The following is a 12,931-nucleotide window of genomic DNA, read 5'->3' on the forward strand; positions in this document are numbered from 1 at the left end:
TCCGATGGCTTCTTATCTGTCTCTTTTGACACAATAAATGTTAACAAGCAGTAAGCTAGCACTTTTCCATGTGCAGTCAAACTGTGCATGATGGTTGATTACCGCTTTTCAGCAGTTGCAGAGCTATACAGGTTCGCATTGAACCACACTGCAAACCGTGCAGGCTGAAGGACCGGGAGGGGGGGGGGAGATGGCGATAACCATACGGCTGCAGTTGATCTGGCTGAGTCTTCGTGACTGCGGAGTAACGGGCATTGTAACCAACTGACTTGGTGGTGATGACGAGCTGCAAGTCGGCCGAACGTTTGATATGTGCAAGTGCCCGGGTTATGGATCATCTGACATTCAAGAACGGGACAGCCGTGATTGAAGACACCGACAAACCGACCCTGGGGGGGGGGGGATAGCTGACTCTACTGTATGGTCCTGGCCACGGTCGTCTATTCTCAAGAGCCGACGAGAGAAATGAGCGGGAATCCGCTGATGTCGGCAGTCTATGTGGGTTTCAGGGTTCTGTCGTCCGGTGGCTCTTTTCGTGATTGCAATGCAGGGCATCTCATCGTGTTCCGTGCGTTATGGAGAGTGAGAGCCATGTCGCTTGGTCACGTTCGTAGGCTACGCATATCGCTGAACTTACATGATCATTGTGCTGTTCCGGTCGAAGCCGACTGATTCCTCGACGCTTGCCGGCCAGAGGCTGCACCAGTCGGGCACGCGGGTGCCTTCGACTTCGTCGGAGTTTGGATAGGAGGGCTTGATGTCCAGAATCGGACAATCCTCCGCCACATCAATATGTCGGACCGCGGTGATCCCATTGATGGCATCCACCTGCCCGACCTCCACCAACGATATGGCTATTGGATTCGGCCTGACCGGGGAAGGCGTGGCGAAAACGCCGACAGGCCTAATACGGCATGATGATTCACCGGGAGCTATACCCCCCCCCTCCCGCGGAGGGGAGTACCAGGGACGCTCCTGAGGCAATTATGCGGGGTGGATCCGGTCGGAGCTGCAGATTCCCAACAAAGAGCATGAGCGTCTGACCACGGCCTTCAATCCGGTCCACTCCGATGGATGCCATCGTGGACTGGCCAGGAGTGCGGAATGCAGTACCTGGTGGTCGCCACCAAGCACCATGAGGGATTCGCCATGTACCGGTACCGGCGGACCCCTGCAGCGTCTGCGACCCCCCCCCCTCCACCGGGATGTGATCGGCGAACCCTCCCTGGCCTGACGAAGGCCGGTCTCCGCTTCGGCCTCTACTGCTTCCAGGACCTTGACTGGCACGACCCCGATGGTGGAGTTTACCTCTCGAACGACATCGAGTCGGCCGACATGACCTGGGCAACAGTCGGGATTTCCGGGGGAGAAGAACCACCAGAGGGCCTTCGACCACACGATTCTGCCGCAGATCGAAGAGATCATGGGCAACTACTGTGACATCGCCGTGGCCTGGCTCGATGTGCCCATGACCCTGAGTGACGAGCTTAGCCAGACCATCTATGAGACGGTCAAGCATCTCCAACCGGACTGCCCGATCAACTCACGACTGGGCGTAGGTCGCTACGATTAGTCTCTCTGGGTGACAACGAGATTCCGGACGACGATGATGCCGGCATCAAGACGGTGGACGACGGCGAGGTGGATTACGATTCCATCGTAGAATTCAAATCTTCCATGCCGGGCCTGTACGAAACGGCCGGGACCATCAACGATCTCCTGCCCGACCCGCAATGGAAGAGCGCGCGGACCATCCACGACTACAAAACCACCTGAACCGGTATGGAATCAGCTGCCAGCTCATGCAGGGCTTTGACGGCCTGGACATGGTGCCCATGGCAGCCGAGGAAGCCTTGCCGGGGGCAAGGGCCCTGGAGGACAGAGCGGTTCGGGTCCCCCCGAATCCTAAGACCCCGCACCGGACGGTGTGAAGTCTGTCCACACCGGGTCAAATCGATAATCGCCCTGGATCCGCAGCACAGTCCGGTCAGGCTGACTCTCGACGAGGGGGTCGAGTCTCACTGCCAATCCGATTATGGAGAACAGGGAGCGGATGACCGCCTCATACATGAACCCGGTGAGAATGCCATGAAGGAACCCCCTCTTGTAGGTCCTGGGTATCGTCGTGCCGGTCCTCTTCCGTGCTGCTCGGCCTGCACTGCCGATCGGGTCTTGCTGCCGGGTAACCCGGTCGGGGCGGAGGGTGATTGTGATCCGTTCAAGACCTGTTTGCGATGCTGTGCATGATTGGTTGTATATTGGTGTTTGTCCGGTAAGAGTAAATCTCCCACAGGAGGCGTCCCATGTTGCAGGACTGGCGATTTAGGTACCGGTTGCACTGACCGGATTCGTACCACCAGAAGCCTGTATGGGCGGTCGCATGGATCAGAGGTCACGGACTGTGCGGGCGCCGGGAAATGCCACTCATTCTTCATCACCCCACAGCCGTTTCGTACCGCTGACCAAACTATGGGGTGTACACAGTTCAAGGATGAGAAAGGACAACCGATGGGATTGGCGGAAGGCATGAATACCAGGGTCAGAGCCCTGGCGCCAAGCGACATTCTGACATTCAACAACGAAATAGCCGGGATCGACGGTATCGTCAAACTGACCCTGGGGGAGCCGGACTTCGCCACTCCCGGTCATGTCAAGGCGGCCGGAATCAGGGCGATCGAGGACAACCGGAGCCACTACACGCCAAGTCGTGGTCTGCCGGAACTGCGGCGTGCGGCATCCACCTACCTGGCTGATCGGTATGGCACGGAATATGATCCGGACAGTCAGCTCCTGATAACGGCGGGCGCCACGGGCGGTATCTTCTCCAGTCTGACGGCCATGATCAATCCGGGCGATACGGTCGTCATCCCCACACCCATTTTCCCTCTGTACATTCCCATCGCTCGGTTGAATGGGGCGAAGACACTCTTCGTCGACACCTCCCAGGACGGTTTCATCCTCACGCCGGACAAGCTCCGTTCGGTCATTGGGCAGGAGGGGGAGAAGATCAAGGCCCTGGTTCTGAACTATCCGACCAATCCCACTGGGGTCACCTACTCCCGGGAGGACCTGGAGGCCTTGGCCGAGGTGATCCGCGGTAAGGACATCTTCGTCCTGAGCGACGAGATCTATTCCGAACTGACCTATGAGGAACGACATGTCTCCATGGGGTCGATCCTGCCCGAACAGACCGTGGTCCTGAACGGGGTATCCAAGTCCCACGCCATGACCGGGTGGAGGGTCGGCATTACGGCAGGGCCGCCCGACGTGATCGATCAGGTGGGCAAGGTCAGCGAGTTCAGTATCACCTCGGTCACCACCAACGCCCAGTACGCCGCCCTCGAGGCCCTTTCGAAGGGGGTGGATGATGCGGAACCCATGAGGCGGGCATACCGGGAGCGCAGGGATTTCCTGATCCGCTCCCTGCCCCAGGTCGGTATGGGTGTCATCGACCCCAAGGGTGCTTTCTACATCTTCGCCAAACTGCCGGAGTCCATGGAGGACAGCTGGAAGTTCGTCTACTCCCTGGCCCGGGAAGCCAAGGTGGCAGTCATTCCGGGCGCCAGCTTCGGTCCTGGTGGCGAGGGATATGTTCGTCTCTCCTATGCGGCCTCCATGGATGATCTGCAGCTCGCCGTGGAACGCATCGGACGGTACATGGAGACGCACTGTTCATAGTGTGTACCCCCTTCCGGATGGCAAGTCCTGCATGCACCGTGCCAGATGGGCCCGGCGGCTCGATAGCCATGGCGGGAATCATGTATGTCGTCGTACGCGGTACCGAGCAATGCCCGAGGCAAGTGAACCGGAACCGAAGCAGATGGTCCCTGGTCCCCGGCTCGTTGATTCCGGTCAGGGCAGGAATGTGATAAGGCCGCATGCCGGGTGAACACACGGATAAGAACCGGTGAGAAGCAACCAGCGGTCGTGGGTGGGGTGCCCCCCCCCCCCATCATCGACCAGGAAAGGAAGATCTCATGACAAGCATCCTTATGTACTCTGTCCGCCCCGACGAGATGAAGGCCGTCGAGGCATGGTCGCGCGAGAACGGCATCACCGTGGATGCCACGGAGGAGGAGTTCGGCCCCGCGACGGTGGACATGGTCGAGGGGTATGACGGCCTGGTGATCCAACAGCATGCCGCCGTCCCGCAACCTGAGGTCTATCAGCGCCTCAAGTCTATGGGCATCAAACAGCTGTCACTGAGAATCACCGGGTACGACATCGTCAACCTGGAAGCAGCCACCGAAAACGGACTGATGGTGACCAACGTGCCGGCCTATTCTCCCAGGTCGGTCTCCGAGCTGGTCCTGGCCCATGTCATGCGTCTGGTACGTCACCTGGGGGAGGCCAGCGCTCGCGAGTCCCATGACGATTACAGCTGGACCGGTCTGCAGGCCCGCGAGATCCATGACCTGACCGTTGGAATCATCGGCGCCGGCAAGATCGGTTCGGCCGTGGCCAGGATCTTCAAGGCCCTGGGTTCCACGGTCATTGCCAACGATCCCGTTCACCGTCCGGAGTTGGCTGACACCCTGGACTACGTCGACCTGGACACGCTCCTGACCAGGGCCGACATCGTCACGGTTCACACCCCTCTTGATGAGGTCACCCACCACCTGATTGATGCGGACGCCCTGGCTAGGATGAAGGAGTCGGCCTTCCTCATCAATGCGGCCAGGGGTCCCATTGTGGACACCCGGGCCCTGATTGCGGCCCTTCAGGGGAAAACGATCGCCGGGGCGGGCATCGATACCATCGAAGGCGAGGCCGGAATCTTCGAGAACGACCTGAGCGCGACGGGGGTCGACAACCCTGGTCTGCAGACCCTCAAGGCCTTGCCCAACGTCGAGGTCTCGCCGCATATCGGGTTCTACACGGACGCCGCCGTGGATGCCATGGTCAACATATCCCTGGACGATGTGAAGACCATCCTGGAAGGTGGCCACAGCGAGCATCAGGTGAACTGACCGGAGACAGGGTATGGGAATGTGCCGGGAGGATGATCCACCCCGGTGCACGCCCGTGTCCTGGTGGGTGCACCTCTCTGGTATCGGTCTTGGAGCATTGCCGCTTTCCGAAGTGAATGGGTGGTGGACCTGTGCCCTCCATACGGGGAGGGTGAGGAAGGCCTCATCCCTCGTTGGGGGCGAAGGTGATGGTTCCCTTGTCCGGGTCCATGCTCTCCACGATGGCCAGGGATTTGAGATTGTAGCCTTCCTGACGCAGGGCGCGGCCGCCCTCCTGGAAGCCCTTCTCCACGGCGATGCCGATGCCTTCGATGGTCACCTGGGCATCGTGGCAGATGTCGATCAGGCCGTGCAGTGCGTTCCCCTTGGCCAGGAAGTCGTCGATGAGGATCACATGCTCGCCCTTGGTCAGGAAGCGCTTGGCAACGATGACCGGATAGACCCTCTGTTTGGTGAAGGAATAGATTTCGGCCACGTACTGGTCCCCATCCAGGTTGATGGACTGGGTCTTCTTGGCGAAGACGACGGGAACGTTGCCGAAGTGCCTGGCGGCCAGGCAGGCCAGGCCGATGCCCGAGGCTTCGATGGTCAGGATCTTGTCCACCTGGCGACCGGCGAAGAGTCGGGCCCATTCGGCACCCATGTGGTCGAAGAGGGAGACATCGCACTGGTGATTGAGGAAGGCATCAACCTTGAGTACATTGCCGGGCTTGACCGTTCCCTGGCGTCTGATTCGTTCCTCAAGTTCCTTCATCTTGCTTTCCTTACATTCCTGCCAACGGGGTTCTTGACCCGACCGATCGATTCCAAGATAACCCCGCTGGAAGACCATGGTCCCGCGGGAGTGAATCAAGGGCATCCATCTTATGGTGAGTCGGCGGAAGCTTCTGGCGTGTCCGCCTGCAAATCCGCTGATTTGAGCGCTGCCTTGCTACTGTGACAATTGAACCTGATGGTTACGTATCTCATCTGATACGTTCATATACTAAGGAGGACCATATGGGGATTCTGGATGATGCAAAGGATGCCATGAAGTCTGCCGGCGAGAAGATCTCGGATGTCGCCGGAGATGTCAAGGACAATGTCATGGGAAAGGCTTCCGATGCCAAGGATGCCGTCACCGACAAGATGGGTGACGCCAAGGACATGGCCTCCGACAAGGTGGATCAGGTCAAGGCCGACGCGAACGTGGGCAAGGCCAAGGCCGAGCAGGGAGCCACCGAGGCGGCCAACCAGGCCAAGGAACAATTCCGCAACTGATCCTTCCTCAGACTCAACTTCCGGCAAGGCCCCGCAGGTGTACACGACCTGCGGGGCCTTGCCTTGCTTGTAGGCGTCATGCCATCCCTGACCAGGAAGACCGCCCGAGGATCCCGGGGGAGGGGGATTGTATATCCGATGGCAGGGCCAGAAAGGAAAGTCGCCTGTTCCTGTTCGGCAGGTTTGTTTGGCAGTGCTATGTGATAGAAATGACTCCGCGGTGGATGTTCCCCATCCGCCGAATACTGGCGGCGGTGACGTATGGCAAGGGGTGGCAGGTGATCGAGGAACCGGACATGATCCAGAGAAGTGCTGGGGAGCTGCTCAAGGGACTCAATGACAGACAAGCCGAGGCGGTACGGTACCAGGGGCCGGCCCTTCTGATCGGAGCCGGTGCGGGATCCGGCAAAACGCGGGTGCTGACCCGTCGCATTGCGTGGATACTCAGCCAGTTCGGTGCCTGGCCCAGTCAGATCCTGGCCATTACCTTCACCAACAAGGCGGCCTCGGAGATGCGGGAACGTCTCGGTGGTCTGATTGGCCCGGTGGCGGAGCGCATGTGGGTATCCACGTTCCACTCCGCCTGTGTCAGGATCCTTCGCAGGGACGGGAAGGCGATAGGCCTTCGTTCCGGATTCTCAATCTACGACACGGCGGATTCGGAAAGACTGATCAAATTGATCGGCCGGGACCTCAACATCGACCTGAAGCGGTATACCCCCCGCAACATCCTCTCGCACATTTCCGACTACAAGAACAACCTCCAGGGGTGGCAGACCCAGCTGGCCGAATATGCCCCTGACTACCGCCCTGGTGAACGTGGTCAGCAGATCGCGGCAAGGTTCGGCAACGAGGAGGAGCTCTACTCCGTGCTCTATGCGGAGTATGAACACCGGTTGGCCATGGCCAATGCCGTGGACTTCGACGATCTGATCGTACGCACTGTGGAACTCCTGCAAAAGGCCCCCCTGGTGGCCCAGTACTATCACCGTCGCTTTCGCTACATCCTGGTCGACGAGTACCAGGACACCAACCATGCCCAGTATGTTCTCATGCGTGAACTGGCAGGGGTGGGGAAGGGACAGGCCGATTCGGGGGAAGGATCGGCGACCCGAGCGGAAAGCCGGGGCGAACAGGCTGACAGGCCTGTCGGAAACTCCACGGTCTTTGCAGCGGGGAGGGAGGGCCCGGCATGGATCACCGTGGTCGGCGATTCCGACCAGTCCATCTATGCCTTCCGAGGTGCCGACATCGGCAATATCAGGGATTTTGAAAAGGACTTCCCCGGGGCCAGGACGATTCTTCTGGAACAGAACTACCGGTCCACGCAGACCATCCTGGATGCGGCCAACGCAATCATCGTCAAGAACGAGGGTCGAAAGCCCAAGAAGCTCTGGACGGCCCTGGGCAAGGGGGAACCGATTGTCGGTTATGCGGCCGACAATGCCCAGCAGGAAGCCGCCTGGATTGCCACCGAGATCGCCCGCCTGCGCAGCGAGGAGGACACCCCTTACTCAGACATGGCCATCATGTATCGGGCCAATGCTCAGTCACGTGCCGTGGAGGAGGCTTTGATCAACGCGGGGCTGCCGTATCAACTGGTCGGCGGCACCAGATTCTATGAGCGTCGGGAGATCAAGGATGCCCTGGCCTACCTTCATGCCATCGCCAACCCGGAGGATGACGTGAACATGCGACGCATCCTCAATGTACCGAAGCGGGGGCTGGGTGACCGGGCCGAGGCGGCGGCGTCCTCCTACGCCGACCTGCACGGCACCAGTTTCTGGTCGGGTGTCGAGCACGTTGATGAGGTGGCGGGTGTCTCCACGCTCACCTCGAAGAAGATGGCCGTCTTCCGTGACCTGATCCGGTCCCTGACCGCATTCGGCTCCGAGCATGATGCCAAGCCCTCGGAAATCGTGGCGGAGGTTCTGGAGGAGTCCGGCATGCTGGCCGAGCTGCGCAAGTCGACCGATCCCCAGGATGCCTCCCGGGTGGAGAACCTCTCGCAGCTCCAGTCAGTGGCTGCCGAGTTCGAACAGAAGACCCCCGACGCCTCCCTGGCGGGGTTCCTGGAGACAACGGCTCTGGTGGCCGATTCGGACCAGTTGCCCGGGTCCGGAGACGATACCGGCAAGGTGACCCTGATGACGCTCCATACCGCCAAGGGTCTGGAGTATCCCGTTGTCTTCCTGACCGGCATGGAGCAGGGGACCTTCCCTCATTCCAGAAGTCTGGACGATGCATCGGAGCTTCAGGAGGAGCGTCGCCTGGCCTATGTCGGGGTCACCCGCGCCAAGCGACGTCTTTACCTGACCAGGGCCGCGGTCCGTGCGCAGTGGGGCCAGGCAAACGAAATGCTGCCCAGCCAGTTCCTGGATGACATCCCCGATGATCTGATTGATTGGAAACGCAAGGAAGCCGGCTTCGAACGCATGCGTGGGCGATGGGGCCTGGACGATGACGACGAGTTCGGCGGATTCGAAGATGGTGGCGATGAAGACTCATTCGGCGGCCATGCCTTTGGCGGATCGGGGTTCGGTTCCGGGTCGTCAAGATCCACCTCGCGCTCCCGCACAGGGGGCGGACGTTCACTCGGTTCCTCCCGTCGGTCATACGGGTCGTCGGGCTATGGTTCGCACAGAGGCGGGGGAGCGTGGTCTTCCGGTGGTTCCTCATCCAGGAGCGGACGGGTCACGACCAGGCGGAGCACTGGGGGTTCCGCGGGCGGGCAGGGGACGAACAAGGCCGCTGCCCAACCGAAGTCGAGCGGACTCTCCATTCGGGATTTCTCCCTGGGAGACAGGGTGGCCCATGATCAGTACGGCCTGGGCAAGGTGGTGGATATCCAGGACAAGGGCCACAACTCGGTCCTGACCGTGGATTTCGGTTCCGAAGGGACCAAGCGACTCATGCTGAGGTTGGCCCCGATAGAAAAGCTCTGATCGCTGCCCGTGCTTGCCAGGCAGCGATATGAAAGACCCCCGAAATCAATGCTGAAGCATGTTTCCGGGGGTCCTCATTGCAGGTGGGATGGAATCAGGACCTGAGTCTGCGCCTGATGCCGAAGGTGCCCATGGCTGCAGCGCACAAGGCCACACAGGCCGCTATTGCCGCCATGGAGTCCGAACCGGTGGAAGCCAGAGGATCATCGCCCCGGTTCTTCTCCGGGGCTTTGCCTTCCTGCTTCTGGCCCGCACCGCTACCGGCGGCGGAACCGGAGGTTCCGGGTCTTCCGGGGATGGTGGTGCCAGGCACCAGGCTGTTGGACGCAGCAATGGCCTGCGCAAGGTTCTGATAAGCGTTTGTCCGCTCTGTCACGGCATTGTTCAAGGCCGCTTGGGCGTTGGCCAGGGCGATGTTGGTCTGAGCCGACGTCTGTCTGGCACTGGCCAGCCTGGTGTTGGCGGCGTTCAGGGCATTCAGGGCTGCAACCACTCCAGGATCCGATGCCACAGCTGCCTGGGCTGCGGCCAGGGCGGCCTGGGCATTGTTCAGTGTCGTCTGTGCCGTGGCCAGATCGGTCTGTGCCTGAGCAAGGGCCGCGCGCGCTGCGGTCAGTGACGGACTTGGGGTGATGCTTGCCAAGGCCGTATTCAGGTCATTCTGCCTGGTTGTCAGATTGGTACGTGCCGCAGCTTCTGCCGCTTGGGCCGTGGTCAGGTCGGACTGGGCATTGTTGAGATAGGCCAGGTAATTGTTGACATCCTGGAAGTAGTCCGAGACGGTGGCATTTTGGTTTCCCGCCCAGAGGGGATTGGAGCTGGTGACCCTTGTCAATGGCTCCGAGAACAGGAAGGTCTGGCTCATGGTCACAACATTGGTCGATGTGCAGGTGACGGCGAAACCGGTGATTGTGTATGCTGCGTTGACTATGTTGTCATAATGACCGGTCTGCCCGGTCCCATTCGCCTTGTTCCGCTTTTCCTCGGTATACCAGCTGTTGAATGGGTCGTAGGTGGCGGGATTCGCGGAATAGGCCACGTTCTCCCCAATCGGGAAGACAGCGGCATGACCATGAAGCCTATCGTCCCTCGTCCAGTCGGCGTCGGCCTGCGCCATGGCCATCAGGGAGTCGGAGACTTTGAGTTCCGGCTTGCCCTCGCTCTGCCTGAGTTGGTTGGCCTTGTTCAGCCAGCGCAGAGTCTCGAGCATCTTGTCCATGCTGGTGGCGTCCCCGCTTTGGCCGAGATGTATGCTCTGGAAGGTCTTGCCGCTAGAGCCTGCATCGGTCAGGATCTTGAAGGCACCGGTTGCACCCTTGTGCTTGAAGTATCCGGCGGTTCCCTGGGTTTTGAGCTGGTCGGCCTCCGTGGCCGCCGCCTGCTTCTGTGCCGTGGTCGCCTCCGCCGTGGTCAGGGCGGCCCTCGCCTGGTCACGTTCCCGGGTCAGCCTGACGATTGTCGGGTTGTTCGCCCCCTCCTGGCCTTCCAACCGAGTGACCTTCTGCCGGGCCTGGTCCAAGTTCTTCTGGGCGTTCTTGCGCGCAGCGACGGCATTGGCGACGTTGTTCTTCGCACTGGTCACGGCCGGGGTGCTCTGTGCCTCTTCATAGGCGGTTTGCTTGCTGGCCTGGTCCTGTGTGGCCTGGGTCAGGGCGGCATCGGCTGAGCTCTTGTTGGTCCGCGCGGTGTCAAGACTTGTCTGGGCCTGGGCCACGGCGATCTCGGCGCGATCGACGCGAGCCTCGGCGTCAATCACCCGCTGTGTTTTATGCCTGTCCACCCCCTGCGTACGGGGAGGATCCGGATTTGTCTGAGCCGGCTCAGCCATGGCCGGTGCTGCGCACCCCAGGAGGGTCGCCCCTGCCACCGCCGAGGTCAAGGCAACTCTTGATGCATTATGAGATGGTTTCTTGCCGGTTTTCATTTGTGCACTACCCCTGTATCTTTTTTATCAGCATGAAAACGGCTGCAACAGAGCAACCAGAACCACGCCTACCCAACTCGCTCTTTCCACAAGCAATACTTCACGAAGATTAGTGCGAACTTAGGACCTTTCCATTCGGAAGTGCTCCTCGCCAGGAAGAATGATGTTCAGAACCAGGGCCACGACGAATGCGACAGCGATGCAGTTATTGGCGAAAATCGACCGGAACAGCGCGGGGAATGCGATAAAGATATCACCAACCTGGGTGAATCCTATGCCGATGGTCAGTGCCAGTGCGGCGATGGTTATGTTGCGTTGTGTAAATCCGGCCTCAGCGATCATCTGGAAGCCGGAGAGGATGATATTGCCGAACATCATGATCGTGCATCCTCCCAGAACGGCCTGGGGGAGGGAGTTGAAGACGGCTGCCACCCCCGGGACGAAGGAGGCCAGGATCAGGATGAGTCCGCCCGAGAGGATGACCTTCCGGTTGACGACCTTGGTCATGGCCACCAATCCGATGTTCTGTGCGAAGGAGGTCAAGGGGAGGCAACCAAAAAGGCCTGAGATCATGGAGATGAATCCGTCACCGGCGATGGCTCCGCTCATTTCCCGGTCGGTCGGTTTGCGGTCCATCCCCACCTTGCACAGGGCTGTGGTGTCCCCGATCACCTCTACGGAGGAGACCACGTAGAGCAGCGCGAAGGAGATGATGGCCCCTGCGTCGAACTCCGGCTTGAAGGGCATTACCCGGGGGAGGGAGAGGACCTGCAGATGCCGGAAGCCGGAAAAGTCCACCTTGCCCATGGCCAGGGCGACCAGGTAGCCGACCACCAGGCCGAAGAGGACCGAGAGCTGCTTGGCCGTTCCTCTCATCAGGAGTTGGAAGGCAAGACAGGCCACCAGGGAGATGGTTGCCAGGGTCAGATTCTGCCAGGATCCGAAGTCCTTGGCTCCGGCCCCGCCACCGAAGGACTGCGCACCGACCGACAGGAGGGAGAAGCCGATGGATGTGACGACGATGGCGGAGACTATCGGTGGTACGAACCGGCGCCAGTAATCGGCCGTCAGCCCCAGGACGAATTCGACCACTCCACCGGCCAGGACCGCTCCCACCACGACCCCATAGCCTTGATTGGATACGATGGCCACGGCTGCAGCCACGTAGGTGAAGGAGATGCCGGTGACCATGGGCAGACGACCCCCGACCCGCCAGAGGGGGTAGAGCTGCAGGCAGGTGCCCAGGCCGGCCACCAGGAGTCCGTTCTGGATGACCATGGCTGATTCCTGGGGACTCATCCTCGCTGCGGCGGCGACCAGGAAGATCGGTGCCAGGTTGGCCACAAACATGGCCATGACATGTTGAAGACCGAAGGGAAGGCCCTTCCAAAAGGGGATTGTCCCGTTCATGTCCGACAAAACATTTCCGGAAGGTCCTGTGTTGGCTGTCTGGGTTGCGGTTCCCGACTTGGAAAGACCGTTCCCGTGCTCCCCCGCATGAAGGGTACGTCCCGTTTCCGACTGGTCCGTATGTTGTCTGGTCATGGCTCTCCTTGGTTTCTCGACGGCTCTTGGTTCAGTGCATGTAGCGATTAGCGGTGGAGAAGACAAATGGGTGGGTGGGTATGGAAAAAGGCCATATATCCGAATCCGGATATGCATGGCCTTTTCTGACTGATGATTCGAGTTTGGGTATGAGCGCTCCGCCCCGTCGGCGCATGCCCACAGCCGACATGGCAGATGTTGAAGCCGTAGCAACGCCGGTGCACGCGGAAGCCAGTCAACATTTGATTACTATCCTCTACACAACCTGGCGAATCATGAACGGATGA

General features: G+C 60.1%; 11 protein-coding genes. 7 read left to right on the forward strand and 4 right to left on the reverse strand.

What is annotated here, in order from left to right:
• Nucleotides 1–633: 633 nt before the first annotated feature.
• Entirely contained in the window at nucleotides 634–984 is a 351-nt protein-coding gene (locus Q0K62_RS00655; protein ID WP_297316055.1) for a TrmO family methyltransferase, read from the reverse strand.
• 120 nt (nucleotides 985–1,104) lie between these two features.
• Between Q0K62_RS00655 and Q0K62_RS07975 the strand changes: the two genes are divergently transcribed.
• From Q0K62_RS07975 to Q0K62_RS00675, 5 genes are all read left to right on the forward strand, one after another.
• Nucleotides 1,105–1,440: a hypothetical protein gene (locus tag Q0K62_RS07975; protein WP_366515876.1), complete on the forward strand. Its 336-nt coding sequence runs from the start codon at nucleotides 1,105–1,107 to the stop codon at nucleotides 1,438–1,440.
• A complete protein-coding gene (locus tag Q0K62_RS00660; protein WP_297316056.1) occupies nucleotides 1,424–1,573 on the forward strand; it encodes a hypothetical protein in 150 nt (49 codons plus the stop codon). The genes Q0K62_RS07975 and Q0K62_RS00660 overlap by 17 nt, the downstream gene beginning before the upstream one ends.
• Nucleotides 1,574–1,626: 53 nt before the next feature.
• A complete protein-coding gene (locus tag Q0K62_RS00665) occupies nucleotides 1,627–1,776 on the forward strand; it encodes a hypothetical protein (protein ID WP_297316057.1) in 150 nt (49 codons plus the stop codon).
• 732 nt (nucleotides 1,777–2,508) lie between these two features.
• Nucleotides 2,509–3,678: an aminotransferase class I/II-fold pyridoxal phosphate-dependent enzyme gene (locus Q0K62_RS00670; RefSeq protein ID WP_297316058.1), complete on the forward strand. Its 1,170-nt coding sequence runs from the start codon at nucleotides 2,509–2,511 to the stop codon at nucleotides 3,676–3,678.
• A 299-nt stretch (nucleotides 3,679–3,977) separates the two neighbouring features.
• Nucleotides 3,978–4,970 (forward strand): D-2-hydroxyacid dehydrogenase, encoded by a 993-nt coding sequence (locus tag Q0K62_RS00675; RefSeq protein ID WP_297316059.1) that lies wholly within the window; start codon nucleotides 3,978–3,980, stop codon nucleotides 4,968–4,970.
• Nucleotides 4,971–5,133: 163 nt separating this feature from the next.
• On the opposite strand, the gene Q0K62_RS00680 is transcribed toward Q0K62_RS00675, so the two are convergent.
• Nucleotides 5,134–5,724 (reverse strand): xanthine phosphoribosyltransferase, encoded by a 591-nt coding sequence (locus Q0K62_RS00680; RefSeq protein WP_297316060.1) that lies wholly within the window; start codon nucleotides 5,722–5,724, stop codon nucleotides 5,134–5,136.
• A gap of 245 nt (nucleotides 5,725–5,969) precedes the next feature.
• Between Q0K62_RS00680 and Q0K62_RS00685 the strand changes: the two genes are divergently transcribed.
• Both Q0K62_RS00685 and Q0K62_RS00690 read left to right on the forward strand, forming a co-directional pair.
• Nucleotides 5,970–6,230 carry a hypothetical protein gene (locus Q0K62_RS00685; RefSeq protein ID WP_297316061.1) on the forward strand — a complete coding sequence of 87 codons (261 nt, stop codon included), beginning with the start codon at nucleotides 5,970–5,972 and terminating at the stop codon, nucleotides 6,228–6,230.
• Nucleotides 6,231–6,508: 278 nt separating this feature from the next.
• The gene (locus tag Q0K62_RS00690) at nucleotides 6,509–9,175 is read left to right on the forward strand and encodes a UvrD-helicase domain-containing protein (protein ID WP_297316062.1); all 2,667 of its coding nucleotides are present in this window, start codon (nucleotides 6,509–6,511) and stop codon (nucleotides 9,173–9,175) included.
• Nucleotides 9,176–9,269: 94 nt separating this feature from the next.
• Here Q0K62_RS00690 and Q0K62_RS00695 read toward each other — a convergent pair whose 3' ends face one another.
• Nucleotides 9,270–11,054, reverse strand: coding sequence for a CAP domain-containing protein (locus Q0K62_RS00695; protein ID WP_297316063.1), 1,785 nt, complete (start codon nucleotides 11,052–11,054; stop codon nucleotides 9,270–9,272).
• Nucleotides 11,055–11,219: 165 nt separating this feature from the next.
• Nucleotides 11,220–12,509: a nucleobase:cation symporter-2 family protein gene (locus tag Q0K62_RS00700; protein WP_297316064.1), complete on the reverse strand. Its 1,290-nt coding sequence runs from the start codon at nucleotides 12,507–12,509 to the stop codon at nucleotides 11,220–11,222.
• Nucleotides 12,510–12,931: the final 422 nt, after the last annotated feature.

This window comes from uncultured Bifidobacterium sp., assembly GCF_945269915.1.
Classification (GTDB): domain Bacteria; phylum Actinomycetota; class Actinomycetes; order Actinomycetales; family Bifidobacteriaceae; genus Bombiscardovia; species Bombiscardovia indica.

What these genes read in the sequence shown, in the direction of transcription:
- Q0K62_RS07975 (WP_366515876.1), top strand. Translation starts at nt 1,105, where the DNA reads ATGCAGTACCTGGTGGTCGCCACCAAGCACCATGAGGGATTCGCCATG.
- Q0K62_RS00660 (WP_297316056.1), top strand. Translation starts at nt 1,424, where the DNA reads ATGGGCAACTACTGTGACATCGCCGTGGCCTGGCTCGATGTGCCCATG.
- Q0K62_RS00670 (WP_297316058.1), top strand. Translation starts at nt 2,509, where the DNA reads ATGGGATTGGCGGAAGGCATGAATACCAGGGTCAGAGCCCTGGCGCCA.
- Q0K62_RS00675 (WP_297316059.1), top strand. Translation starts at nt 3,978, where the DNA reads ATGACAAGCATCCTTATGTACTCTGTCCGCCCCGACGAGATGAAGGCC.
- Q0K62_RS00680 (WP_297316060.1), bottom strand. Translation starts at nt 5,724, where the DNA reads ATGAAGGAACTTGAGGAACGAATCAGACGCCAGGGAACGGTCAAGCCC.
- Q0K62_RS00685 (WP_297316061.1), top strand. Translation starts at nt 5,970, where the DNA reads ATGGGGATTCTGGATGATGCAAAGGATGCCATGAAGTCTGCCGGCGAG.
- Q0K62_RS00700 (WP_297316064.1), bottom strand. Translation starts at nt 12,509, where the DNA reads ATGAACGGGACAATCCCCTTTTGGAAGGGCCTTCCCTTCGGTCTTCAA.